Here is a 24,716-nt window from a genome sequence, read left to right as displayed (position 1 = left end):
TAGGGAGTTAATAAAACTAAATAATATTATTCACTAAAATATACTTTTTAAGATCTCTGAAATTATTAATCAACAAATCAGGGTGATGTTTTTTTAATTCTTTTTTACTATATAATCCCGTTGGAATGCCGGCTGAAATTACGTCAACGCGTTCGGCGGCAATAATATCCATAATATGATCACCAACATAAATCGCTTCCGACTTTTTGAGATTCAATCTGCGCAAACATTTCTTAATCAGTGAAACCTTGGAAACATTGTCGGTACTTTTTTCGGCCGACAATACAGCGTCAAATTTTATCACTCGATTAACCGGCATGCGCAAAACCTTTTTGACGATTCTGTTTGAATTGTTAGAAATAATACCAAGTTTTATTTTATGATTTTGAAAAAATTTTAGAACTTCGATATCTTTGAGACGACAATTTTTATAAAATTTATCCATCACTGCCAAATGAATCTTATTTATTTTCTCTAATGGAATTTTATGCTTATTGGCGCGCCAGACGGCCGAAAGAAAATTTTTTCTTGATTCTCCCCAAACTTTTCTCTCAGACAATGAAAATACGTTTAATCCGTATTTTCTTTCCATCTCGCAAAAAATTTTATGGCCGATTTCGAGCGTATCAACCAGCGTCATGTCAAAGTCAAAAATAATTCCCTTAATCATGTTATTTATTTAAAATTTCGGCTATTTTTTCGCCAAACTGCTTGGCTACGTCCGGACCATTAGCGGTAATGAATCTACCGTCAACCACTACGCCCTGTTCTAAATATTTGGCGTTTTTATTTTTTAAAATATTGACGAATTCCTGGTCTTGAGGCGATGACCAAACTGTGGCCTCGCGCCCTGATAAAATTCCGGCCTGAGCTAGAATTGCCGGCGCCACACAAATCGCTGCTAATGTTTTTTGCTCTTGGTTAGCCTTTATCGCTAATTGCTGAACAACCGAGTCGTTAATCATGGATTCTGCTCCGGGTCCGCCTATAAAAACTACGGCATTATAATCATTAACATTGGCGTTGCTGATTAAATTATCAATTTCCACTTTGGCTCCGAATTTTCCAGTCGCCGTTCCGAGCGATGTACTGGTTGTAATCACGGCTATGCCGGCTTCAGTTAGAATGTTTTTCGTAACGCTATATTCAGCGTCTTGAAAGCCATCAAAAGCTATAACCAATAATGCTTTTTTGCTAGCGGTCATATTTTGATTATTAACTTTATGCCATTGGCAGCCAGTGAGCGATATAACTGAATAAAATAAAATAGTTAAACAAAATATATTCTTCATTATTTTTCGATTTTTTTTATTTCACTAATCGGCACTTCAACCATCGTTTCATCATCAATCCTTACCATAACGGTTTGGCGCAAAATTTTCCATCCTGATACTTTGCCGTCTCCGTGGGGAGTTCTCACAAAACTGCCTTGCGTTGGAAAATTTTTTGCCAACTCTTTATAATTATCTTCTTCGAATAACAAGCAGCACTTTAATCTACCGCACGGGCCGGACAAACGATCGACGCCCCGGTGCGCTATTTGTTGATCAAATATCAATTCGGTCGTTACATTGCCTAATTTTTCCAGGAAACTCATACAGCACAAAGATTGTCCGCATGGGCCAATGTCGCCGGTCATCTCAACTTCTTGCCGCGCGCCAACTTGATATAGACGAATCGAGCGATGCATTTTTTTCGCCAAATCTTTGACTAGTTCGCGGAAATCAACTTTGTTGGCCGCGGTAAAAGCAAAGGTTATTCGACCGCCGTCAAAGTGAAAGATTACATCTATCAGCTTCATCGGCAAATTGTGTTTTTTTATCAATTGTTCGCATTCAGTTAAACATGATTGCTTGTGTTCTTCCTTTTTAGTCTGTTTATCCAAATCATTCATCGTAGCTCTGCGGACTAAGGCTGCCGTAGTCTGAAAAGAAGGGTTGGCCTTAGCCACGGCTACTGCACCAGGACATTCTTTGCAGTCGTCGCATTCCGGCGTTTTATTTCTCTCTGCTTTTATTTTTATAATCATCGCCAAATCAGTCCCCTGTTCGTTTTTGATTATAATCTTATCTCCGACTTTCAGGTTATGACTATTATCGATATCATCGTTCTCGCCGGTTTGCGAAACTTCAAGGGGCTTATCCCAAGGAGCAATTTGGCAAATTAAAATCATATATTAAAGCGACAAAATCTCTGAATTTTGAGATTTTCGCCAGTTTTGGCGATTGCTTCTTTTAATAAGTCTTCGATTGTTTTTTTGTCGTCTTTTATGAACGCTTGTTTAAGCAAACAAGTTTCGGTGTAAAATTTATTAATCTTGCCGGTGGCAATTTTATCGATCATTTCGGCCGGCTTATTTTCTCTTTTTAATTCTTCAATGTAAATTTCCTTTTCCTTCGCTACTTCTTCTGCCGGTACATCTTCCGGAGAAAGCCAACGCGGATTGGCCGCGGCCACTTGCATGGCTACATCATGGACAAAATTTTTAAATATTTCATTGCGCGCTACAAAATCAGTCTCACAGCTTACTTCAACCAACACGGCGAGTTTTTTATTAGCATGGACATAAGCGTCAATAATGCCCTCGCGCATAGTGCGGACGGATTTATTTAAGGCAATTTTTTGCCCTTGCTTTCTTAGATATTCGACGGCTTTATCAAAATCGCCCTTAGCTTCTTCGAGAGCCTTTTGACAATCGCTCATCCCTGCGCCGGTGTCCTCGCGCAACCTTTTTAATAGTTCAACGTTCGCCATAGTAAAATAAAATTATAAAATTAATATCTATTTTATTCTTTTAAAAATTATCATCATATGTAAACTTGTATCAACTACGCTTGGATGCGTACAAAATCTTTCATGTACCTTCAGCCAATTCTTCCAAATTTTTGGCTTTTTTGACATTTTGTCGATTTCTTTTTCGTGCGAAGATCCTAAGCCCTCTAGCCCAACCTGATCCAATATTTCAATGTTTTTCTTAGACTGAACTAAATTTTTTAATTCGACTATATCAAAAAAATGACAATAGCCCTTTCCATGATGCCATAAATAGTCATCACCTTTTATGGCAAAACGATTAAAATCTTTGGTCCTACTTATCTCCCCTTCCCAAGGACTACCAGGACAACAGGTTAAGGTGCCCAATTTGCTCATAACTGAAATGAATATCGGACTCCCAACTTTAGTTACTCTAACCAATTCTGAAATAGCTTTCCTGCGCATTTTCTCGGGATAAACGTGAGACAATGGACCACCTAAACAAATAGTAGCATCAAATGTCTTGTCTTTATATATCGAAAGATCTGTAATCGAACCGACCGTGGTCTGTTTTACTCTTTTTGCAGTACCGGTTTTGATAATTTTTCTTTTAGCATAATCAATATTTTCTGGAACTAAATCGAGAAGCGCCACATTATAGCCCGCTTTGGCTAAAGCAATCGTATACCTTCCCGGACCGCCCCCGGCATCTAGAATAAATCCCTTCTTGGGTAAAAATTTTTTTAAGAATTTAATTGTTGTATCAAATTCGAGTTTATGAAGTGCGTTTTTCTCCAATCTCTTCCACTCCTTCAACACCATCGAAGAATATAATTTCTTGGTTAACTTTGTTTCTTTATTCATTTAGTCCTTTTTAACTTCTTTTTTGGCTTTAACCTGACCCTGCTTATAGGCCTCGACGATTAAACCAGTAATAAGATTGATCGACTTGGTTGCATCGTCATTGGCCGGAATGGCGTAGGTCACCTTTTCCGGATTGGTATTTGTATCAGTAATAGCTACGATTGGCACTTTTTTCTTACGAGCCTCGTCAACAGCCGTGGCTTCTTGTAAAATATCAACCACATAAACCGCATCAGGAAGCTTAGTCAGAGTTTTCAGTCCGCCGACCATAAATTCCAATCGATCCATATCTTTTTCCATATTTAAACGTTCTTTTTTGGTATATTTCTCCCAGTCACCCTTTTCCTTACCATCGGATAATTTTTTCAATTTTTCTATTAATTTAGAAATGGTGGAAAAATTAGTCAGTGTGCCGCCCAGCCAACGCTGATTAATATAGGGCATATTGATTTCTTCGGCGTACTTTTTAACCAAACCCTTAGCGGCCGGCTTAGTAGCCACAAAAACCAAGGTAGCATTTTGCGCACCCAATTGTTCAACATAATCAAGCGCTTCTTTTAATTTTTCAGCTGTTTTCTTGAGGTCAATCAAATTGATCCCGTTTTTGGCACCTTGAATATATTTAGCCATTTTGGGATGGCGTTTATTCAAACGATGACCGATGCTAACAGCCGCCTGAGATAACTCATTGGAAGTGGGAATAGTAACCATAAAAAATTAAATTTTACTAAATATTAATTAAGCGATTTTTAATTTTCGCTATTACATTATATACTATAGCAATAATTTTGGCAATAGATATTATGGCGTTTTTCCCCTATCTCTTGCCTAGAAATTTGATAACCGGCCTTGTCAAATATTTTAAGGTATGCTATAATTTCCACATAATTCATTAATCTCCCAAATATGAAAAAAGATGTTCATCCTAAGTATTATCCTAAAGCAAAAATTATTTGCAGCTGTGGTAATATTTTAACCGTTGGTTCGACTATGCCGGAAATCCACGTCGAAGTCTGCTCGAAATGCCATCCATTTTTCACCGGCAAACAAAAATTATTAGATACGAGCGGCCGATTAGAAAGGTTTAAAAAAATGGTCGCCAAGGGCCAAGAAATGCACAAGCCCACTACCAAAACCACTGGAACCGCCAATAAAACTAAAAAGGCTAAAAGCAAAAAATAAAGGGCATTTTGCCCTGTGTTGTCGGCGCTTCCGCCAGTTGGCGGATCAAAAAAGAAAAAAATATTTTTTTCTTTATTCTTCACTCGCTTGACAATAGCATTATTTCTTTTACACATGCATTAAATTAGTTAAAAACTGATTAATGTATTTTATTTTATGAATATGTCCGAACTCGATGATTTAAAAAAACAAGTTAGTGAGCTAGAAACGGAAATGACGCTTCCGGAAGTTTTAGTTAATCAAAATAAATTAACCGAGCTATCAAGAAAATATACCCAAATCAAACAACGCCTTAATAAATTAGAAAAAATAAATTCTCTCGATCGGCAAATCACCGATCTAGAAAAAATGTTAAAACAAGAAAAAGATCAAGAGATGCTCTCGCTTACCCAAACTGAATTAAATGATTTAAAATCCCAAAAAGAACAATTAATCAACGAGGATGACCCGAGCCAAAGCTTCAATAATGTCATTGTAGAAATTAGGGCTGGTACTGGCGGAGAAGAAGCTGCGCTTTTTGCCGCTAATCTTTTCCGTATGTATAGCCGTTTTGCCGAAAGACAGGGCTGGTCTATCGACACTTTAAGCGCCAATCAAACTGATATTTACGGCTATAAAGAAATTGTTTTCCGTATCAGCGGACCTAAGGCTTACTCGATCTTATTATATGAAAGCGGCGTGCATCGCGTTCAGCGAGTTCCGGAAACGGAAAAAAACGGCCGCGTTCATACTTCTACGGCCTCGGTCGCTGTTTTACCGGAAGCAACCGAGCACGACATCACCATTAGCCCCGATGAAATCGACGTTGACACCTATCGTTCCTCTAGCAAGGGCGGCCAAAACGTACAAAAAGTAGAAACTGCGGTGCGTATTACCCATAAACCGACCGGTTTAGTCGTCACTTCTCAAGAAGAACGCTCTCAATCAAAAAATAAAGAAAAAGCCATGAAAGTTTTGCGCGCAAAGCTCATGGCTCAACAAGAAGAAAAAAGGCTCGGCGATCTAACCGAGCAACGCCGCAGCCAAATCGGCCACGCCCTAAGAGTAGAAAAAATCAGAACTTATAATTTCCCACAAAACCGCATCACCGATCACCGCATTAATAAAAGCTGGTTTAATATCGATGAAATTATGGATGGAAAACTAGATGATCTGATTAAAGATTTGAAAGAGTGCCTGTTGCCGCAGAAATAATCTCAACCCAAGTATTACCCCTCATTAATGGTATTTCTTGACCGGACGCGTCTAAAAAGATTGTCCGATTATTTTTTTTCTCCCAAGTTCCTTCTGTTTTAACTCCGTGATTAAAAACTGAAGCCTTGCCACCACTGACCAAATCAATCTGCTTCCGGCCGATTTTATCAATTACGCTAACCTTAGTAAAAAGTACGATGACATTACTGGCACTAATTTGGACATTATTATCATCAATAAATTTTTCTTTTTGGCCGTTAACTAATAAAAATCTTTCGTATTTTTTGGTGGCAATATTGTAACTCCAAACTACTGGTTCAAAATAACCGGTAATTTTTATATCTGATAAATCTTGACCATTTTCTTTAAAATCAACATATAGCCAAGAAGTAAAATCAGCAATATTGTTTATTTGATTGTCTTGTTTAAATTTAGCTATTTGATTTTCCGAAGTATATAGGTTATACGGAGCCTGGCGATTTTTATCGCGCCAAAAATATACATCTTGTTTGGTCAATCCGTCTATATTATTAATCCAGTAAGTATCTTTGGCAATCTCTGATAAAGCTTGCGGGCTGCCGCCGGCATGAACATAAACTGCGCGATATTCATCGGCAATAGCTGCCGAATATGGACGAGCTGAACGAACTGGGCCAATTTTGTCGGGTAATTTATCTCCGCGATAAACAGCTAAAAATCTGCTAATATTAGCTTCAACCGGCAATTCATAAACTATTGAAGCTTGATTTAATCCCGATTGCGGCCGAGAAACAAAAAAATTATCAATACAAACAGCTACCGGCTTTAAATCAACATTGACCGAAACATACTCACCGTCCAATGAGTTCGGCTGGCCGATTGGTTCTTGGTTTTCGATTTGAGTCGGCGTCGGCTTCGTACATCCGGATAATAAAAAAATGGGTAAAATAAAAATTAACCCAAACAAAACCAAATCGTTTCGTTTTAAATGTCTATATGATTTCATTTTTTTTATTTGTCTGTTTTTTCTGTAGTTTTTTCTTCTTCGATTTTATCTTCGGCAGCCTTGGTTTCTTCTTTTACGGTCTTAACATCTTCAACTTTGGCTTCTGGCTTTTCTTCCAAGCTCTTTAATTCTTCTTCGCTTCTCGGTGCTTCAACTAAAGCCACAACTTCGTCAAGCGATCCGACAATTTTTATTCCTGCAGGCACAACTAAATCTTTTATTCTAATTGCATCTTCAAAGGTGTTTAAGGTTGAAATGTCAACTTCTAATTCATGAACCAGGTCCTTGGGTAGACATTCGATTTTAACTTTGGTAATTGGGGTCACAAGAACGCCACTTAATTCTTTAACAGCCGGAGCATCGCCGATAAAACGTAAGCCTGCTTCGGCAGTAATTTTTTCGTCAGCTTTGACATGATAAAAATCAATGTGTTGAATGGTGTTTTTAAGCGGTTGATATTGAATATCGTGAACCAAAACTTGAATCGGCTTAGCATCGTCAACGACTAAACTCACCAAACTACTCTCGCCCGCTTCTTTAAAAACTTTTTTAAAATCGCCATCAGAAACGATAATGTTTACATTTTTAAAACCATGGCCGTAAACAATAGCCGGAATTTGGCCTTCTTTCCTTAATTCATTTACCTTGCCGCCAGTAATCGTACGGCTTTTGGCTTTTAATGATAATGTCATATCAAATAATACTTAGATAGTTAGTGATAAAATTATAAAATAAAGGGGGAAACTTGTCAAGGTTATTTAAGATATTCGGTGTATAAATGGATTGACAATTAACCAAAAATATATAATATTAAATACAACCTAACTAAGGAGGCAGGAGTGATTTCTCTAGTGTGTTTCATCGTCTGGTTCGTGACGTGCATCAAGTACGTCATCTGGATCTGCCACTTCGACATGCTGAACCTATGGAAGGTTCTGTGCATCGGCCTGGGCGTCCCGTTACTGACCAGCGCCTGGTTAGTGATCAGCCTGATCCTGGTTTTCTTGTACGAAATCGCTACGGAAAAAACGCCTCTTGACGCCCGCCCTACGGGGACGTCATGAGGGATCTAGGGACAAGAGACGTGATATTCTGGTCTATCATAGGCGCCTGGCTTGGACTCACTATCGGGCTCTGTATGATGCCGGGCCCTTTCGTGATCAGACTCATCCTGTGGCAGATAGGCAGTGCCCTCATCTCTGTTCTCGTAGTCATAACCGACGGCATGCCGAACAAGGCACTCTTCCAGCAGCAAGAACCATCTCCCGGCGCGGACTAGTTCCGCGCCGGTTTCTTTTAAAATAAAAATGAGTTTTAAGCTACTCATTTTTATTTTTATCTACTATATGAATTTGGCGAAAAAATCTGTTGTATATTTTATCGCCTCCTCGGTGTGTTCTTTACTATCATCAAAACCGTGTTGGGCATCTTTAAGCAACTTAACTTTAGCATTTTTAAATAGCTTGGAATATTTAACTGAGTCTTGATATGGAATATAGTTATCATTAGTGCCGTGGATAAACAAAGTCGGTATTTTTGTTTTAGCCATTATCTGGCCAGGATGTAATTTCTTCATTTCCGAAAATAATTTCTTGCCCATTTTAAATTTAGAACCGCCAATGAAAATATAGCCTGATTTTTTTAACCTTTTCATCGCCTCTGAACCAAAATTACGTTTTGGCCAGGACAAAGTCGGTTTTAAAATGCTATGATAGTCTATTAAAGCATTCCATAAAACTGCGGCTTTGATAATTTTCTTATTTTGAGCCGAAAAAAGCGCCACTGCCCCGCCGCCAAAACTGGCGCCCAAAATACCGAAATTTTTATAACCTAATTTTCTCAAAAAACTTACCGCGACCTCTAAATCATATTTTTCTTTAATAATAGTCATGTTTATCGACTTGCCTTGACTTTCGCCATGTGCCATAAAGTCGAACCTGAAAACTGGCATTCCTTTTTGTACTAATCGCTTTTTAAGTTTTACGAAAATATTATTGTATTCATTTTTATCTACTCCCAGGCCATGGCAAAGAATAACGCAAGTGTCACCCTTCTTTTTCGGCTCGTCCAAAACACCGCACAATCTTAATCCGCTTTTATTTTTAAAATATAGTTTCATTTTATTGTTTAATTAAATTTTTTATTTCTTGAAAAATTATTGAATATTTATCGCCGAGCAAAAATGGAATGAATTTTTCTCTATCTTCAGCCGAGGCGTTCATAATTCTGTTTATTGGCCAAAATTCCAGACTTATCGCCTTTCCTTTTTCTAATCTTAAATTATCTTTGTTCTCATTATATTTATAAGCATAAACTACCCAAAATCTATTATTGGTCATTCCGGTACTTTGATCATAATCTTTGTCTCTCATTTTAATAAGATAAGATAAATCTTTTATGTCAGCCTTAACGCCAATTTCTTCCTCTAGCTCTCTAGTGGCAGCTTCTTCATAGGTTTGGTTTAAGTCAACGTGTCCACCAACAGATGCGTCAAATAATCCAGGAAAAGTATCTTTATCCATCGCTCTTTTCTGCAATAACACCTCGCCTTTATCGTTATAAACCCAGACATGAATTTCTCGATGTAATAATCCACTCTTATGTACTCTTTCTCTCTGTTCTTGTCCGATTATATTATCGTTTTCATCAACAATATTTAGTATTTCTTTCTTACCCATATTATTTTTTAAGATTAGAAATATATTCTCTTAATTTATTGATCATATCATCGGCATCATTGTAAATAATAAAGTCTTTTATCATTTTATTCACTGCCGGAGACGGTCTCGTTCCTTCTTTATAAACGCCAATGGCCGGAATCTTAGCCACATCAGCCCAGCCCAACTCAATGCCCAGCCCCGTCGAGGGATAGGAAATTTCTGCCACTAATAAATCACATCCATTTATTACATCTCGAGTAATCGTTTCAAATCCTTTTCCTTGAGGCAAAATAATTTTATGTTCTTTGTCTAAAGAAGAATCTCTAAGCGGCTCGTAGAGTTCTTTTTTAAAATCATAATTACTTGAATGAGCAATAAATATTTTCATAAAATTATGCTAAATCTTTTTCTTGGGCGATAAATAAACGATGAACACTAATGCTTTGTATTAAACCGATAAAGATAAACGTTACCAACAAATAACTACCGCCATAGCTTAAAAGAGGCAATGGAACCCCAATGACCGGCAAAAGACCAAGATTCATTCCGACATTTATAACAAAATGAATAACTAAATTTATTAAAATACCGATGGTCAAAAGCGCGGCAAAATTATCATAAATTTTTTGTACCAATTTATTAAGCCGGCTGAATAACAAAAAGAACAAACCGAAGACAATAAGACATCCTAAAAATCCGGCTCGCTCGGCAATGGCGGCAAAAATAAAATCAGTTTGTCCGGCCGGCAAGTAACTGAGAGATCCATGCGCACTAAGCGACAATCCCCTGCCCCACCAACCGCCAGAACCGATGGCCATCGCCGATTGCGCAGTTTGATACCCGCGACCAAGCGGATCGGCTCCGGGATTTAACAAAGTGCTAATCCTATCTCGTTGATATTGATGAAAGACAAAAAAATACATTAAAATAAGCACTAAAACAATGGTTAAAAAAATCGCGACCAGATGCTTAGGATTATTATCAACTAAAACAATAATGCCCAACCAGGTCAAAAATAAAACCAGCGCCGAACCAAAGTCTGGCTGTAAAGCGACTAAAATTATCGGCGGCAAGACAAAAACCAAGCTTAAAATAATACGTTTAAACGGCAGAGGCCGAATAGTCTTTTGCCAAAAGGTAGCCAAAGCAATAATGGAGGCGAGCTTCGCCAGCTCAACCAATTGAAAATTGAAAATGCCAAACGACAACCAACCTTTCACTCCGTGGAAAGTCTTGCCAAACAAAAGAACAGCGACAAGGGCTAATAAAATTACTCCGTAAAAAATATAGCTAATTGATTTAAGATAGCGAAAATCTAATTGACTTAAAATAAAAATCAAAATAAAACCGATTAAACAATAAATTAATTGCTTCGTGAAATTAGACAGCCCGCTTGTGTTATTATTAAAAGATAAATCATATTGCACTATTAAACCAAAAACCACTATAAGAAAAATAAGGATTATTAATCCCCAGTCTATTAATCTAAATCTTTGATTTAATATCAGTGGCATGTTATGGCTTAATAAAAATATTTTTATTTAGCAAATCGATATTGGGTATAATTTCAATCCTCGTAACAGAAGGAAATTGTTGAATCAAATTTATTTCCACGAACTTTTCTTGGCCAGTCATCCAATCATTTATGGGCACGAGATAAGCGTCAACAATTTTATTACCTTGATAAATTAAAAGCTGAGCCATCGTCTGCCAAAAAGAATAAGCTGAGTGGTTGGCGGCAATAAATTGAACGCGCGCCGGCGTAATTTTGTCGCCGACAACTTCGCCGGGTATAAAATTAACGTCCTGATAAGATAAATTATTGATTATGGATAGATTTGATTTAATGTCCGGCCTTGCTCGGCGCCAAGAAACACCAGTAACGGTAAAATCGGCCGTAGAAAATAATTGACGATTTGTTTGATTTAAGGCCATTAAATATTTCTGCTCATTGGGTAGAAAAAAATTACTGACAGAAATCACCGTGTCCCCTAATTTAAATTCTCCGCTAAGCGATGAAATTATCCAATTGCTGTCGTTATTTTTGACTTTGGCCAATAAATGATAATGATATAAATTATCTGGACCTAAATACGAAATCAATGGCGCGACATTTACGTCCGGAAGCGCAGGCTTTTTTGATTCGTTATAAGTAACGTAATCAACCCAATTTTTGACTAAACCAAAAATTGTTTGCTGATATGCTGAAGTGTTTATAAAATATTTAACAGTCTGGTTAATACCAACAGCCCAAACTATAATACAAACTAAAACTAGCACCAAAACCGGGATTTTTTTAAATAAACCCTTCCTGGTTTCATACCATTTGGCAAATTTTACTTCTTTAATGTTTAGATCCTGGTTTAAATCAGCCATAAATTCATTATAGCATAAACAATATTAACAACAAGGGGTTGTCTTGAAAAGAAAAAAGTGGTAAGCTATTAACATATTTAAATATTAACTTATAGTCTATGTTCGCACAAAATCTTTTTTATTACAGCGTCAGTGCAGCCATAATCGTAGTGGCTCTTTTTGTTTGTATCTCTATGATTTATTGGCTGGTTATCTTAAAGAGAATATCTGGCGTCATAAATCATTTTAACAAAATTGCCGAAAACTTAAAGGAAAAAATTAAAATTTCCACCTTCATGGCCCTAATAACACAGGGTATAAAAGAAGTAACCGAGTTTATCAAAGAAAGAAGACAGAAATAGCTCGTTAATTTATAAATATGTTTAACCATCTTCACGTCCACTCCCATTTTTCGCTTCTTGACGGCATGGCTAAAATCGAAGATCTGATCGAAGAGGCAAAAAAATACAAAATGAAATCTCTGGCCATTACCGATCACGGCGTGATGTATGGCGTCATTGAATTTTATCAAAAAGCCAAAGCGGCCGGTATTAAACCAATCATCGGCGTCGAAGTATATCTAGCCCCCAACGGCCTGAACGACAAGCGGGTAAAAATTGACGAACGGCCCTATCATCTGGTGCTCCTTGCCAAAGATGAAATTGGATACAAAAATTTAATTAAACTCACGAGCATTGCCCACCTCGAGGGTTTTTATTATAAACCAAGAATCGATAAACCGACGTTAAAAAAATATTCACAAGGATTAATTGGCATGAGCGCTTGTCTGGGCGGAGAAATTTCAAAATTAATAATTAATAATCAAACTGCCAAATTAGAAAGCGCCCTGCAAGATTATAAAGAAATTTTTGGCCCTGATAATTTTTATTTGGAAGTACAGCACCATCCTGGCGAACCGGAACAATCAATCGTTAACAAAAAAATGTTTGAGCTTAGCAAAAAATTCGATATTCCAATCGTGGCCTCTAACGACTGCCACTATATTCACCAGGAAGACGCTGAAATTCAAGACATCCTTTTGTGCCTGCAAACGAAGAGAAAAAAATCAGAAACCGATAACCGGATTTATATGATGGGCGATGACTATTCTTTCCGTTCGCCAGAAATGATAGAAGAGGCCTTTAAGGATCATCCTGAAGTCATTGCCAATACGCAAAAAATCGTCGATGCCTGTAACCTGGAGATAGAATTAGGTAAAACCAAGCTCCCTTATTTTGCTCTGCCCGAAGGAGAAACACCCTTTGATTACCTATGTAATTTATGCTATGAGAGACTGCCCCATCGCTATCCTGACAAAAATCCCGAGGTAATGGAACGGTTAAAATACGAATTAAGCGTTATCGAAAAAACCGGCTTTGCTTCTTACTTTTTAATTGTCCAAGATTTTGTTATGTGGGCTAAAGAACATGGCATCGTCGTCGGACCGGGCCGAGGTTCAGCCGCCGGCTCAATCGTTTCATATATTTTGAATATTACTAATATCGATCCTCTGCCTTATGGTTTAGTTTTTGAAAGATTTTTAAACCCGGAGAGAATCTCCATGCCTGATATTGACTTAGATTTTGCCGATATCAGGCGCGATGAAGTAATACATTATGTTGAAAATAAATATGGCCGCGATCATGTGGCGCAAATTATCACTTTCGGGACGATGGCTGCCCGCGCCGCGGTGCGCGACGTCGGTCGCGTCTTGGATTATCCTTATAGCTTTTGCGACAAGTTGGCCAAAATGATTCCCATGAATATGAAATTGGGCGAAGCGTTAAGTAAAGTATCTGAGTTAAAAAATTATTATGACACCAATTCTGACGTGAAAAAAATAATTAACGCGGCAATAAAACTAGAAGGCGTCGCCCGCCACGCGTCTAAACATGCCTGCGGTATTGTTATCACGCCCGAACCGTTGGATCAATATGTTCCGGTACAATATGATGTTTCCGGCACGGAAAAAACTATCATCACTCAATATGAGATGCACGCCGTGGAGGCATTGGGCTTGTTGAAAATGGACTTTTTGGGTTTAAAAAATTTAACGCTCATCGAAACCGCGCTTAATATCATTAAAAGAATTTATAAAGAAGAAATTGATCTCGATAATTTGCCGCTCAATGATCCGAAAACTCTTAAATTATTCCAAGCTGCTTACACTATCGGCGTTTTCCAATTTGAAAGCGGCGGCATGAGGCGATATCTAAAACAATTAAAGCCAACGCAGATGGAAGATATTATCGCCATGGTTGCTTTGTATCGTCCCGGCCCGATGGAGCTTATCCCTGATTATATTGCCGCCAAAAACGGATTAAAAGAACCCAGTTATTTGCATCCGAAACTTAAACCAATCCTGGAAAATACTTATGGCATTGCCGTTTATCAAGAACAACTTTTACTAACCGTTAGAGCCTTGGCAGGCTTCACCTTGGCCGAAGCTGATGTCTTGAGAAAAGCCGTAGGTAAAAAAATCGCCAAATTATTGCAAGAACAAAAAGTAAAATTCATCAAAGGATGTATAAATAATAACGTCGATCGCTCAGTGGCCGAAAGAGTCTGGCAATTCATTGAACCATTTGCCGGTTATGGTTTTAATAAATCACATGCTACTTGTTATGCCGTAATCGCTTATCAAACCGCCTATCTCAAGGCAAACTACCCCACCGAATTTATGGCCGCTCTTTTAACTTCCGACCAAAACGACAGCGATCGTATTGCTATTGAAGTTGAAGAATGCAAAAAAATGGGATTGGAGGTGCTCCCGCCCGACATTAACGAAAGTTTAGAAAATTTTACCGTAGTTGGAGCAAAAAAAATAAGATTCGGATTGCTAGCCATTAAAAATGTCGGAGAAGGTATTGTTAAAGAAGTTATTGCCGAACGAAAAGCCAACGGCGCCTATCAAGGACTTGATGATTTTCTGTCGCGCGTTAAAACAAAAGACTTAAATAAAAAATCTCTTGAGAGTTTTATAAAATCCGGATCCCTCGACCAGTTTGGCGAAAGAAATAAATTATTGGTTAATATGGAGGTTTTGCTTGACTTCAATAAAAAGTTACAACAAGACCATCAGAACGGCCAAACAAATCTCTTTGGCTCTTTCCAAAACAATAATGGCAAAAGCAGTTTACGCCTAACCGAAACCGAGCCTGCTCCATTAAAACAAAAACTTTTTTGGGAAAAAGAGCTTTTGGGATTATTCGTCTCCGATCATCCGCTTAAAGAGCATAAAGAAGAATTACAAAAATGGACCAGACCGATAAATTCACTTTTAAAAGGCGCTAACTTAAATACGCGCTACGTGATTATCGCCGGCATTATTACTAATATTAAAAGAATTATAACCTCAAACAAGCAATCAATGTTATTTATAAAATTAGAAGATGAATCCGGCTCCATCGAAGCCATAGTGTTCCCGAAAACCCTTTTGGTCATGCCTGATCTCTTTGAAGAAAATAAAACTATTTTAGCGGCCGGAACTTTAACCGACAAAGATGGCGTGCCAAAAATAATCGTCGAAACAGCCGAAGAATTAATGGAAGAAAATATCGAAAAAAGCGTTAAAAAAATTCAACAAAAATTATTGTCAAAGCAATATTAATGTGATATATTAATCATATGACTACTATATTTATTTCACCGCATAAAAAGATTGGTTATTTTTTTGGACTTTTCACTATCGTTATTTTACTTCTTACGATTTTGGGTTTGATATTATTGTCATACCGTACGACCATATTGGTTTATTCTAAAAAACATCGCACCGAAATTAACTTTACCGGCACCGTTAATGCAAAAATCATAGAAGAAACTGTCAGCGGCGAACAAACCGCCGAACCTAAAACCGTGGCCAGCATGGAAGACTTTGCCACTGGCGAAGTAATAATAACCAATAATTCGGCCCAAAACCAATCGCTAGTTGCTAACACGCGCCTTTTATCAGCTGATAATAAATTATTCAGGCTGACTCAAAAAATAATTGTCTTAGCCGGCCAAAAAGTTGAAGCGAACATCAAAGCAGATAAAACTGGCGCTGATTATGAAATAGGACCGACTACCTTTACCTTGCCCGGCCTTTCTGCTATTTTGCAAAAAAAGATTTTTGCCGAGAGCAAAGAGCCCATGACCGGCGGTTTTAAAAAAGTTGGCATCGTTACGCAAACAGATATAGATGACGCGACTAACGCATTAAAAAATAGCCTGCAAAAACAAGCGCTGGAAAATATTGAAAAGAAAAAAGATGACCAGAGCCTGAAAATAGCGGTTCGACCAGAAGTAGTTTCCTCGCAAGTTGACGCAAAAGTAAATGAAGAAAAAGACAATTTTACCGTTAAAATGACCCTAAAAACTACGGCGGCTCTAATAAAAGAAGATGAATTATTAAAAATTATCAACCAAGAACTAATCAACCAAGTTCCGGCAGAACAAAAATTAATCAGCGTTGACCGCTCTTCTTTCGGCTATCGATTAAAATCTTACGATGTCGAAAATCAGCGAGCGACGATTGAAATGTATTTAGCCGGAGAAACCATTCTTAACGAAAACAACAACCTTTTGGCCCGCGTTTATTTCATTGGCAAAACTAAAGATCAAATTAAATCTTATCTGCAAAATATAGAAGACGTTGAACGATTTGTTATAAAAATTTCACCATTTTTCGTGACTAAGTCTCCTACCAACGAAGATCGTATTTCGCTTAAAACTTTATAATTATGAGTGATAAAAACAAATTTGAGCTCGAAGTTGTTCGCCATTCAACCAGCCACTTGCTCGCGGCTGCAATTTTAGAATTATTTCCCGAAGCTAAGTTTGGCGTTGGGCCGGTAATTGAAAATGGCTTTTATTATGATTTTGATTTGCCACGTACCTTAACGCCGGAAGATTTGCCGAAAATCGAACAAAAAATGCGCCAATTGATTAAACGCGGGGTTAAATTTGAGCGAAGAGAGGTCGTGATTGACGAGGCTATTTCTACCTTCAAAAAACTTAATCAAGCCTACAAGGTTGAACTTCTGGAAGATATCAAAAAACACGGCACCACTAAATTAAATGGAGAGGGCGAACATGAAGTGACCACGGATAAAAATAACGTCATCAGCCTTTATCAAACCGGAAATTTTATTGATTTATGCCGCGGTCCGCACGTTAATTCCGCCCAAAGCTTAGGCGCCTTTAAATTGACCAAAATTGCCGGCGCTTATTGGCGCGGCAACGAAAAAAATAAAATGCTCCAGCGCGTTTATGGCGTGGCATTTGCCAGCCAGAAAGACCTGGACTGTTATTTAACACAAATCGAAGAAGCCGAAAAACGAGACCATCGTCGCATCGGCAAAGACCTGGATTTATTCAGCATTGATGATTATGTCGGACCTGGCCTGGTGCTTTGGCATCCGAAATTATCCATTGTACGCGAAGAAATTGAACATTATTGGCGGCAGCAACATCGTAAGCGCGGCTATCAATACGTCTATACTCCTCACATTGGTCTTAGCAACCTTTGGGAAACTTCGGGCCATCTAGAGACTTTTCAAGAAGGAATGTATCCATCTATGTCTATGGCGGAAAAAGATATTGGAGAAAAAACAAAATACTATATTAAACCGATGAACTGCCCCTTTCATATCCGAATTTATAAATCACAATTGCGAAGCTATCGAGATCTACCGATGAGACTGTGTGAATTGGGTAGTGTTTACCGTTTCGAGAAATCCGGTGTTTTACATGGAATGCTAAGAGTGCGCGGCTTTACTCAAGACGATGCCCATATTATTTGTCGTGAAGATCAGTTTGTGGATGAAATTAATAGTATTCTTGATTTTGCCTTGGATATTAATAAAACTTTTGGTTTTAATAAATTGAATGTTTATTTGTCTGTTCGTGATCCAAAAATTACAGATAAATACATTAAAAATGAAAAAACTTGGCAATTCACAGAAAAAGTTTTAGAAGAATTATTGACCAAGAGAAAAATAAAGTTTCAAAAAGACATTGGCGGCGCTAAATTCTATGGTCCAGCTATTGATTTGAAGGCAGTCGACGCGATGGGCCGCGAATGGCAAGGCACGACAATCCAATTAGACATGAACGAGCCAACTCGATTCCAAATGACTTATATTGATAAAGATGGCAAAGAAAAATCTCCTATTATGCTGCACCGTACGCTTTTGGGCTCAATGGAAAGATTTGTCGCTATCTTAATCGAAAACTGCGGCGGCGCTTTCCCTGTTTGGCTCTCGCCTATCCAAGTTCAACTAATCCCGGTTGGCAAAAATCATGATGCAGTTTGCCGGAAGCTTAAAAAAGAATTTGATGAATTAGATTTACGCGTAGAAGTTGACGATTTGAATGAAACCGTTGGCTATAAAATACGTAAAGCCGAAAAAAATAAAATTCCTTATATCTTGGTTATCGGCGATAAAGAAAAATCAGGCAGAAATCTTAACGTTCGGGCTCCCCGCCTACGCCAAGGCTCCGGTGGGCAGGGCGGCGATGAGGTCAAAAATATGACCAAGAAAAAATTTATCGAAAAAATTATAGAAGAGATTAATAATAAAAAATAATATTTTTCATCTATTTTAATAAAAAAAAGACGGATTGCTCACGCACCGTCTTTTTTGAATTTATCCGCCAGTCTAATTTTCTTTTTTAATTTATATGTATTCCCGTGGCTCAATAATCCCAAATATGAAGCAATGGTTTCTTTGGTCGGATTTGCTTTAATTCTCTTGGTTAGCTTCTTTTTAGTGCTCGTCCTAACCACCCTATGGTGGAAAAAATTAACCCAGCCCAGAAAATCAACACCCGAAGCAAGGGTTTTAAGAAAAATTTTTCGTGGGTGCATGGTTAAGCGTAACCTTTCAGAAAGAAATGTTTTAAGATGAGGAATCTGACCCTCGAGCCAGTTTTTATCTTCAGAGAGTAAAACAAAATCGTCAGCATAGCGCAGATAATATTTAACTTTTAGGTTATGTTTTACAAATTGGTCAAATTCGTTAAGATAAACGTTGGCAAAAAGTTGCGAAGTTAAATTGCCTAACGGCAATCCTATTTTTGGCTTGTTCTCAAAACTGCCAACAGTCTCTTTGAGCAACCATAAAACATCTTGATCGGTAATATATTGGGCTAAAATTTTAAGCAAGGCTTTATGGTCAACGCTAGCGAAAAATTTCTTAATATCGCATTTTAAGATCCAAGCGGTTCTGGTATTATTTTTACTCACTTTATAACCATTGGATTGAAAATATTTAAGCCCTCGATGCGTTCCTTTGCCAAGACGACAAGAAAACGAACTGGCGATAAAGATTCGATCAAAAAATGAATAAAGCTGACGATAGATAGCACGGTGTAAAACCCTGTCGCGCACCGTGGCTTTATGAATATTTCTTGGCTTAGGATCAGAAATATTAAAAGCTTGATAAGCGCCGTGCCTGTAGGTACGGCTAATTAAATCGTCGCGTAAAGAAAAAATATTGTCTATTAAATTCCTTTGAAACAGCGCAACATCAGGTTTTTTCTTTTTACCCTTTAAAAACTCTCGCCAGGCTTCGAGTAAATTCTCTAAATCGGTAATTTGACTAAATTTAATATCTAACTTAATTTTTATGAAAAATTCTTCCTTTAATTGCCCCCCCCCCGCTTTAAATACCCTTCCAATCATAGATAGATTAATCGGAACTTACAAATTATGGCACGAAATTGTTCAACACTTGCCCAAAACATCACGCTTTACTTTGGGTGCAAAAATTGATTCGACATTCGTCGAAGTAATCGAGTTAATTTTTACCGCCGGAAATTTACCCAAAGACAAGAAATTGCCTTATGTGCAAAAAGCAGTCAGCCGATTTGACTTGCTAAAATTTTTTCTCCAAATTGCCTGGCTAATCAAGTCGCTGGATAACAAAAAATATCTGGCTATCTCTGAACCGCTTAATGAAATTGGTAAAATGCTTGGCGGTTGGCACCGTAATTTATTAAAAGAAACTTCTCCCGAGCTGAATCGGGAGAAGAAATGAAGTGAGTTGCGAAGCAGCGCCGGATTGTTGTCGTTGAAGTTGTTGTCAAGCCAGTTGTAGTTCCAGCTCCACCTGCTGCCATTCCAATAGAGGTAGCGCACGCACAGATTGCCATTGGCGTTACGATTATGTAGAATGCTGTCAATATCACTACCCTTTATTCGTATTGTTGATGAATTTAGGGCTGTATTTTATTCGACATCTAAAATGCCTTAACGTCCTACACCAAGTAACTTCATTTTTGAAGCGCCTATAAACCACTCTATCCTAAGTCGTAACCAAGGATACTCTCGGTTGCATAAACACTGGCCTCGGTAGCAAGAAGCCTTGACCGCCTGCGTATTCACCTACCGCCAAATATTATTTTACTAGAAATAATTAAAAAGAAAAGGCCCTGCGCGAAAGCGCGCAGGGCTAGAACCAAAGACCAAAATTCCAAGGGTCCAATCCGCCTCCGCCAGTTGGCGGACGGCGGACCAAAGGAACAAGGATCCCAGGTCCCGAGAGTTACTTGCGAAGCAGCGCCGGATTGTTGTCGTAGAAGCTGTAGTCAAGCCAGTTGTAGTTCCAGCTCCACCCGCTGCCACTCCAATAGAGGCAGCGCACGCACAGATCGCCATTGGCGTTACGATAGACGGTCCCCCAAAAGAAGACTGCCTTGCCCTTCCAGCTGTCCGGAATGAACTGAGGATGGGCCAACAGCCAATCAAGCAGGTTGGCATTGAAAACCGACTTGCCTTCAAGCTCCTTGCGGAGTTCGTGGCCACGAATGACCTTGCCGCCCTTCTGGCCGTTGGCCAGATAGAGCTCCACTTGGTTGGGGTCACACTTGAAGGAGCCGCCCTTGATGTGCTGCTCCACTTGCCAGCCGTTGGGCAGGAATGGGTCAGCATCGAGGTCGATGATGCCGTCCTTGCGGAGCATCTTCTTTAGCTCGTCCAGCCAATCGCTTCCGTTGTCTCCGGCGAGACAATCAAAAAGCTGTTTTAGCGGTCCACGAGCATCGCAGAGCGCTATTTTTGACATAACAACCTCCTCGGTTGTACTAGAGGACTACCCTCTTCTTCTCACGCATATCGCGGAAGCGTGGCAGTCATAGCCAGAAAACATTAATCAGTTATCCACCAGCCGGCGGAGGCGGAGATTAGAATCTTCTGGCTATGACCACCAATTTCGCAAGTATTTTAAAGAACTATATTTATCCTCCTTAATTCTTATGTTACTATTCTAGCATATTTTTGACAAAAAGTCAATAGTCCCTCACCTAAAAATTTTGATTGATTTTTAGACAGACCCTTAATAAACGTAATTTTTTTAAACAAAATCTATTCGCTAATTTAATTAACTTAAAGAATCGTTAAAATCAATCAAAGGGGTCTGGCTAAAATTTCTAGGTAAGGGATTGATTTTTATGTATTTTTTGCTAAAATATACAAACCATGAAATACCATATAATCACATTTGGCTGCCACCCCGCAACACTTGACTTCGTCAAACAACGGGGCAAGAATGAACCCCGTAAAAATTTTACTTCGTAAAATTCACGGGGCAAGTAAAATTATTTATGAAATATTATCACATTATTGCATTTGGGTGTCAGATGAACAAGTCAGATGCCGAACGCTTAGCCGCGATTCTGGAAGGCTTGGGTTATCAAAAAACTGATAACGAAAAATCGGCTGACTTAATTGCTGTTGTCGCCTGCTCGGTCCGACAGAGTGCCGTTGACCGTATTTACGGAAAAATAAAAATTTGGAATAAACTTAAAAAGAACAAGAAAATCGTCACTCTATTGACCGGTTGTGTCTTAAAATCAGACCAAAAAAAATTAAGTCAATCGTTTGATTTAATTTTTGATATCAAAAACCTGAATAAACTACCTAAATTACTGAAAAAAGAGAGGCCTATCTCATCCGACTATTTTTCTGTTACCCCCAAATACCAATCTAAATTCCAGGCCTACGTGCCGATTTCAACCGGTTGCAACAATTATTGCACATATTGTGTTGTACCATATGCTCGAGGCCCGGAAATCTCACGGCCGGCCAAAGAAATTATTAATGAAGTGAAGTCACTAATCAACAGCGGTTATAAAGAAACAACGCTTTTGGGCCAGAATGTTAACAGCTATTATTCCGAGAATTATAATTTTCCGAAATTATTAAAAACTATTAATGATTTGCCTGGAAATTTTTGGCTTAATTTCGTTACCTCCCACCCGAAAGATCTATCCGATGAATTAATAAAAATAATGGCTAACGGCAAAAAAATCTGCCAATACATGCATTTGCCAGTTCAGGCTGGCGACAATAAGGTTTTAAAAGCTATGAATCGCCATTATACATCCGTACATTATAAAAATTTGATCAAAAAAATAAGAAAAGCTATGCCCGACATTGCTATTTCTACAGATATTATCGTTGGCTTTCCCAAAGAAACCAAGGCACAATTCAATAATACGGCAAAACTGATGAAACAGATTAATTTTGATATGGCATATCTCGCCGAATATTCGCCTCGGCCCGGCACTGCAGCCGCGAAGCTGGAAGATAATGTGCCGGCGGCAGAAAAATCTCGCCGATGGAAAATTCTAAATGAAATCTTAAAAAAATCAGCCTTAAAAAATAATAAAAATTACTTGAAAAAAATAGTTGAAGTATTGATTAATAACCATGATAAAGGTTACTTCTACGGCAAAACCAAAACCTTTAAAACCGTAAAAATTAAAAAATCACCGAATATAAAAATCGGCGATATTATAAAAGTTAAAATTATCAAAGCAGCTGATTTCTGTTTAGAGGGCGTTCGACTTGAATAAGGTCTGAGTTTTTCTTAAGCCCAAAATAATCGAAATATAAACTCCGATTAATAACACTGCCAAAGGAATCATCAGCCAAACATAATTGAAACGAATGACTAAATTATATAAGGCATGGAAGCAGATGGCCAAAATTAAACCACGCCAAACCAGCATTCTTTGATAGCCCTTTGTCGCCAGCTTATGACGATAAAAATGCGCAAATTTTGCCAGACCAAAATGATAACCAATAATCCCACCAGCCAAAAGATGCATGAAAGTTGTCATTAATCCCCTCATTAGAATAATTAAAAACGCGTGCTGCTCGCCCACTAGGGTTAAGCTGTAGAAAAAACTTTCTAAAAAGGAAAACCCGATGCCAAGAATCATACCATAAATTAAACCATCGCGCGGCTCGTCAAAAAACGGCTTTCGATAAACCTTCTCCGAAATGATGCTAAACTTAATAAATTCTTCGATTAGTCCGTCAACTAAAAAAGAAAGGATTAAAATTTGAGCTAAAGAACTCAGAAAAGTGAACTTATTTATAAAAACGGTAATCGGTCCGGCAATAAACAGGGCCGGAAAAACCATCAGGCCTCCCCAGAAAAATATTCTCACGATTTGTTCTTTTGGCTCTGGAGATTCGCGATCCAAGCGCAAGCACAAAAAAATCCACGCTAAACATAATAACGCGGTTATCAAAGTAAATAAAACAATATTTTGCGGATCTAAAGAAAGGAAAAATTCTTTTAAAGCTTGAACATTCATATTTATATGATTATACCCTTATTATTGCCAAGCGAGCGCTGGCTGGCCTGCCTGCCGGCAGGCAGGCAACAATGGAGGCATTCTCCTTCTATTATAAAACATTCTTAAATTATGTCTACTCTAAACAATAAATTAATAGTCATCATCGGCCCGACCGGCTCGGGAAAGACCGATTTTGCTATTAAATTAGCTAAAAAATTCAAAGGGGAAATCATTTGCGCTGATAGCCGCACTGTTTATAAGGGTATGGATATTGGCACTGCCAAGCCCACAATAAGGTTACCCCTCTTTGCCAGCCGGCGGATCGGGGCGCTCAATTCTGTAAACAAAAAATCAGATTTTTTGAACAGAATTGACAAAAAACCAATATTCATAATTCAGCAAGTGCCTCATTATTTAATTGATATAAAAAAGCCAAATGAAGGCTTCAGCGTAGCTGACTTTAAAGATATGGCGCTTAAAATTATTAGAAACGTTCAATCGCGCGGCAAGATTCCATTTTTAGTAGGCGGCACTGGTTTATACGTATCCTCAATTATTAATGATTTAAATATCCCGCCTATAGCGGCCGATCTAAAATTAAGAAAAAAAATAGAAAAGGACATAAAAAAATACGGTTTAACTTATTTATATAAAAAATTAATCAAGCTTGACCCCGGAGCTAAAGACTTCATTGATCCGAAAAATCCGCGCCGAATTATCCGCGCCCTCGAGGTTTGCCTTAAAACTGGTCAGCCATTTTCAGAAACAAGGAATAATAAAAAATCATCTTTTGATATTTTACAAATTGGGCTTAAGTTGCCACGCCAAAAACTCTATCAGCGTATCAACGACCGCGTCGAGCAAATGATAAAAAACGGGCTGATCAATGAAGTTAAAAAACTGAATAATAAATACTCTCCCCTGCTTCCGTCAATGACCGGCATCGGTTACCGGCAAATTAACTTATATTTAAATAATAAATTAACGCTTGAACAGGCTGTCGAACTAATCAAAACCGAAACTCGTCATTATGCTAAACGTCAATTATCCTGGTTCAAAAGAGACAAAACCGTTAAATGGTTAAATTATGAAAGTACGGAAAAAGCTAAAAAATTAATTAAAAAATTCTTAAAAAATTAATTCTAAAACAA

The 24,716-nt window shown here is 38.1% G+C and carries 25 protein-coding genes; 9 read left to right on the top strand and 16 right to left on the bottom strand.

From position 1 onward, the window contains the following. Positions 1-16: 16 nt before the first annotated feature. From PHV78_03320 to rpsB, 6 genes are read right to left on the bottom strand one after another with little or no spacing between them, the layout of a single operon-like run. Positions 17-670, bottom strand: coding sequence for an HAD hydrolase-like protein (locus PHV78_03320; protein ID MDD5396253.1), 654 nt, complete (start codon positions 668-670; stop codon positions 17-19). Between the two features lies 1 nt (position 671). Then, positions 672-1,292 (bottom strand): DJ-1/PfpI family protein, encoded by a 621-nt coding sequence (locus PHV78_03315; GenBank protein MDD5396252.1) that lies wholly within the window; start codon positions 1,290-1,292, stop codon positions 672-674. Further along, positions 1,292-2,173 carry a regulatory iron-sulfur-containing complex subunit RicT gene (gene ricT, locus PHV78_03310; GenBank protein MDD5396251.1) on the bottom strand — a complete coding sequence of 294 codons (882 nt, stop codon included), beginning with the start codon at positions 2,171-2,173 and terminating at the stop codon, positions 1,292-1,294. Before ricT ends, PHV78_03315 begins: the two co-directional genes overlap by 1 nt. Further along, positions 2,170-2,754: a translation elongation factor Ts gene (locus PHV78_03305; GenBank protein MDD5396250.1), complete on the bottom strand. Its 585-nt coding sequence runs from the start codon at positions 2,752-2,754 to the stop codon at positions 2,170-2,172. Before PHV78_03305 ends, ricT begins: the two co-directional genes overlap by 4 nt. Before the next feature lie 27 nt (positions 2,755-2,781). Beyond that, entirely contained in the window at positions 2,782-3,618 is an 837-nt protein-coding gene (locus PHV78_03300) for a class I SAM-dependent methyltransferase (protein MDD5396249.1), read from the bottom strand. Next, positions 3,619-4,329 carry a 30S ribosomal protein S2 gene (gene rpsB, locus PHV78_03295; protein MDD5396248.1) on the bottom strand — a complete coding sequence of 237 codons (711 nt, stop codon included), beginning with the start codon at positions 4,327-4,329 and terminating at the stop codon, positions 3,619-3,621. It abuts the gene before it with no gap. Between the two features lie 195 nt (positions 4,330-4,524). Here rpsB and rpmE point away from each other — a divergent pair, with 195 nt between their 5' ends. Further along, entirely contained in the window at positions 4,525-4,800 is a 276-nt protein-coding gene (rpmE, locus tag PHV78_03290; protein ID MDD5396247.1) for a 50S ribosomal protein L31, read from the top strand. A gap of 162 nt (positions 4,801-4,962) precedes the next feature. After that, entirely contained in the window at positions 4,963-5,994 is a 1,032-nt protein-coding gene (prfA, locus tag PHV78_03285) for a peptide chain release factor 1 (GenBank protein MDD5396246.1), read from the top strand. On the opposite strand, the gene PHV78_03280 is transcribed toward prfA, so the two are convergent. From PHV78_03280 to PHV78_03250, 7 genes are all read right to left on the bottom strand, one after another. Beyond that, positions 5,957-6,979, bottom strand: a complete 1,023-nt coding sequence (locus tag PHV78_03280) for a DUF3048 domain-containing protein (protein ID MDD5396245.1) — start codon at positions 6,977-6,979, stop codon at positions 5,957-5,959. The genes prfA and PHV78_03280 overlap by 38 nt on opposite strands. Before the next feature lie 5 nt (positions 6,980-6,984). Continuing rightward, on the bottom strand, positions 6,985-7,671 hold the full coding sequence (locus tag PHV78_03275) for a 50S ribosomal protein L25 (protein MDD5396244.1): 687 nt from the start codon (positions 7,669-7,671) through the stop codon (positions 6,985-6,987). 650 nt (positions 7,672-8,321) lie between these two features. Then, positions 8,322-9,098, bottom strand: a complete 777-nt coding sequence (locus PHV78_03270) for an alpha/beta fold hydrolase (protein ID MDD5396243.1) — start codon at positions 9,096-9,098, stop codon at positions 8,322-8,324. Position 9,099: 1 nt separating this feature from the next. Further along, positions 9,100-9,657 carry an NUDIX domain-containing protein gene (locus PHV78_03265; protein ID MDD5396242.1) on the bottom strand — a complete coding sequence of 186 codons (558 nt, stop codon included), beginning with the start codon at positions 9,655-9,657 and terminating at the stop codon, positions 9,100-9,102. 1 nt (position 9,658) lies between these two features. Continuing rightward, complete coding sequence (locus PHV78_03260) at positions 9,659-10,027, bottom strand: hypothetical protein (protein ID MDD5396241.1); 369 nt, start codon at positions 10,025-10,027, stop codon at positions 9,659-9,661. A gap of 4 nt (positions 10,028-10,031) precedes the next feature. After that, positions 10,032-11,153, bottom strand: a complete 1,122-nt coding sequence (locus PHV78_03255; protein MDD5396240.1) for an FtsW/RodA/SpoVE family cell cycle protein — start codon at positions 11,151-11,153, stop codon at positions 10,032-10,034. A 1-nt stretch (position 11,154) separates the two neighbouring features. After that, complete coding sequence (locus PHV78_03250; GenBank protein MDD5396239.1) at positions 11,155-12,015, bottom strand: hypothetical protein; 861 nt, start codon at positions 12,013-12,015, stop codon at positions 11,155-11,157. Between the two features lie 98 nt (positions 12,016-12,113). On the opposite strand from PHV78_03250, the gene PHV78_03245 reads away from it, so the two are divergent. The 4 genes from PHV78_03245 to thrS are packed head-to-tail and all read left to right on the top strand — an operon-like array spanning position 12,114 to position 18,563. Beyond that, on the top strand, positions 12,114-12,356 hold the full coding sequence (locus tag PHV78_03245; protein ID MDD5396238.1) for a hypothetical protein: 243 nt from the start codon (positions 12,114-12,116) through the stop codon (positions 12,354-12,356). A gap of 17 nt (positions 12,357-12,373) precedes the next feature. Continuing rightward, positions 12,374-15,604 carry a DNA polymerase III subunit alpha gene (locus tag PHV78_03240; protein MDD5396237.1) on the top strand — a complete coding sequence of 1,077 codons (3,231 nt, stop codon included), beginning with the start codon at positions 12,374-12,376 and terminating at the stop codon, positions 15,602-15,604. A gap of 17 nt (positions 15,605-15,621) precedes the next feature. After that, positions 15,622-16,713, top strand: a complete 1,092-nt coding sequence (locus PHV78_03235; GenBank protein ID MDD5396236.1) for a hypothetical protein — start codon at positions 15,622-15,624, stop codon at positions 16,711-16,713. A 2-nt stretch (positions 16,714-16,715) separates the two neighbouring features. Beyond that, positions 16,716-18,563 (top strand): threonine--tRNA ligase, encoded by a 1,848-nt coding sequence (thrS, locus tag PHV78_03230; protein MDD5396235.1) that lies wholly within the window; start codon positions 16,716-16,718, stop codon positions 18,561-18,563. A gap of 38 nt (positions 18,564-18,601) precedes the next feature. Here thrS and PHV78_03225 read toward each other — a convergent pair whose 3' ends face one another. Continuing rightward, positions 18,602-19,660, bottom strand: a complete 1,059-nt coding sequence (locus PHV78_03225) for a reverse transcriptase domain-containing protein (protein ID MDD5396234.1) — start codon at positions 19,658-19,660, stop codon at positions 18,602-18,604. Positions 19,661-19,709: 49 nt separating this feature from the next. On the opposite strand from PHV78_03225, the gene PHV78_03220 reads away from it, so the two are divergent. Further along, the gene (locus PHV78_03220) at positions 19,710-20,015 is read left to right on the top strand and encodes a four helix bundle protein (GenBank protein ID MDD5396233.1); all 306 of its coding nucleotides are present in this window, start codon (positions 19,710-19,712) and stop codon (positions 20,013-20,015) included. A 507-nt stretch (positions 20,016-20,522) separates the two neighbouring features. On the opposite strand, the gene PHV78_03215 is transcribed toward PHV78_03220, so the two are convergent. Beyond that, on the bottom strand, positions 20,523-21,041 hold the full coding sequence (locus tag PHV78_03215; protein MDD5396232.1) for a hypothetical protein: 519 nt from the start codon (positions 21,039-21,041) through the stop codon (positions 20,523-20,525). A gap of 538 nt (positions 21,042-21,579) precedes the next feature. Between PHV78_03215 and miaB the strand changes: the two genes are divergently transcribed. Then, positions 21,580-22,833, top strand: coding sequence for a tRNA (N6-isopentenyl adenosine(37)-C2)-methylthiotransferase MiaB (gene miaB / locus PHV78_03210; GenBank protein MDD5396231.1), 1,254 nt, complete (start codon positions 21,580-21,582; stop codon positions 22,831-22,833). On the opposite strand, the gene PHV78_03205 is transcribed toward miaB, so the two are convergent. Beyond that, entirely contained in the window at positions 22,810-23,583 is a 774-nt protein-coding gene (locus tag PHV78_03205; protein MDD5396230.1) for a PrsW family intramembrane metalloprotease, read from the bottom strand. The genes miaB and PHV78_03205 overlap by 24 nt on opposite strands. A gap of 111 nt (positions 23,584-23,694) precedes the next feature. On the opposite strand from PHV78_03205, the gene miaA reads away from it, so the two are divergent. Further along, entirely contained in the window at positions 23,695-24,705 is a 1,011-nt protein-coding gene (miaA, locus tag PHV78_03200; protein ID MDD5396229.1) for a tRNA (adenosine(37)-N6)-dimethylallyltransferase MiaA, read from the top strand. Positions 24,706-24,716 lie beyond the last annotated feature (11 nt).

The sequence above is a fragment of the Patescibacteria group bacterium genome (assembly GCA_028715115.1).
Taxonomy (GTDB): Bacteria; Patescibacteriota; Patescibacteriia; order UBA2591; family UBA4787; genus JAQUSN01.
The sequence above is the reverse complement of the archived record's forward strand: the minus strand, read 5'-3'. Positions and strand labels throughout refer to the sequence as shown.

Bases quoted from the DNA above. Each gene is read 5' to 3' on its own strand.
- PHV78_03300 (MDD5396249.1), bottom strand. From the start codon at position 3,618: ATGAATAAAGAAACAAAGTTAACCAAGAAATTATATTCTTCGATGGTG.
- PHV78_03250 (MDD5396239.1), bottom strand. From the start codon at position 12,015: ATGGCTGATTTAAACCAGGATCTAAACATTAAAGAAGTAAAATTTGCC.
- prfA (MDD5396246.1), top strand. From the start codon at position 4,963: ATGTCCGAACTCGATGATTTAAAAAAACAAGTTAGTGAGCTAGAAACG.
- PHV78_03320 (MDD5396253.1), bottom strand. From the start codon at position 670: ATGATTAAGGGAATTATTTTTGACTTTGACATGACGCTGGTTGATACG.
- PHV78_03305 (MDD5396250.1), bottom strand. From the start codon at position 2,754: ATGGCGAACGTTGAACTATTAAAAAGGTTGCGCGAGGACACCGGCGCA.
- miaB (MDD5396231.1), top strand. From the start codon at position 21,580: ATGAAATATTATCACATTATTGCATTTGGGTGTCAGATGAACAAGTCA.
- PHV78_03235 (MDD5396236.1), top strand. From the start codon at position 15,622: ATGACTACTATATTTATTTCACCGCATAAAAAGATTGGTTATTTTTTT.
- PHV78_03280 (MDD5396245.1), bottom strand. From the start codon at position 6,979: ATGAAATCATATAGACATTTAAAACGAAACGATTTGGTTTTGTTTGGG.
- PHV78_03275 (MDD5396244.1), bottom strand. From the start codon at position 7,671: ATGACATTATCATTAAAAGCCAAAAGCCGTACGATTACTGGCGGCAAG.
- PHV78_03225 (MDD5396234.1), bottom strand. From the start codon at position 19,660: ATGATTGGAAGGGTATTTAAAGCGGGGGGGGGGCAATTAAAGGAAGAA.
- PHV78_03245 (MDD5396238.1), top strand. From the start codon at position 12,114: ATGTTCGCACAAAATCTTTTTTATTACAGCGTCAGTGCAGCCATAATC.
- PHV78_03260 (MDD5396241.1), bottom strand. From the start codon at position 10,027: ATGAAAATATTTATTGCTCATTCAAGTAATTATGATTTTAAAAAAGAA.
- PHV78_03205 (MDD5396230.1), bottom strand. From the start codon at position 23,583: ATGAATGTTCAAGCTTTAAAAGAATTTTTCCTTTCTTTAGATCCGCAA.
- thrS (MDD5396235.1), top strand. From the start codon at position 16,716: ATGAGTGATAAAAACAAATTTGAGCTCGAAGTTGTTCGCCATTCAACC.
- rpmE (MDD5396247.1), top strand. From the start codon at position 4,525: ATGAAAAAAGATGTTCATCCTAAGTATTATCCTAAAGCAAAAATTATT.
- PHV78_03255 (MDD5396240.1), bottom strand. From the start codon at position 11,153: ATGCCACTGATATTAAATCAAAGATTTAGATTAATAGACTGGGGATTA.
- rpsB (MDD5396248.1), bottom strand. From the start codon at position 4,329: ATGGTTACTATTCCCACTTCCAATGAGTTATCTCAGGCGGCTGTTAGC.
- miaA (MDD5396229.1), top strand. From the start codon at position 23,695: ATGTCTACTCTAAACAATAAATTAATAGTCATCATCGGCCCGACCGGC.
- PHV78_03240 (MDD5396237.1), top strand. From the start codon at position 12,374: ATGTTTAACCATCTTCACGTCCACTCCCATTTTTCGCTTCTTGACGGC.
- PHV78_03215 (MDD5396232.1), bottom strand. From the start codon at position 21,041: ATGTCAAAAATAGCGCTCTGCGATGCTCGTGGACCGCTAAAACAGCTT.
- ricT (MDD5396251.1), bottom strand. From the start codon at position 2,173: ATGATTTTAATTTGCCAAATTGCTCCTTGGGATAAGCCCCTTGAAGTT.
- PHV78_03265 (MDD5396242.1), bottom strand. From the start codon at position 9,657: ATGGGTAAGAAAGAAATACTAAATATTGTTGATGAAAACGATAATATA.
- PHV78_03315 (MDD5396252.1), bottom strand. From the start codon at position 1,292: ATGAAGAATATATTTTGTTTAACTATTTTATTTTATTCAGTTATATCG.
- PHV78_03270 (MDD5396243.1), bottom strand. From the start codon at position 9,098: ATGAAACTATATTTTAAAAATAAAAGCGGATTAAGATTGTGCGGTGTT.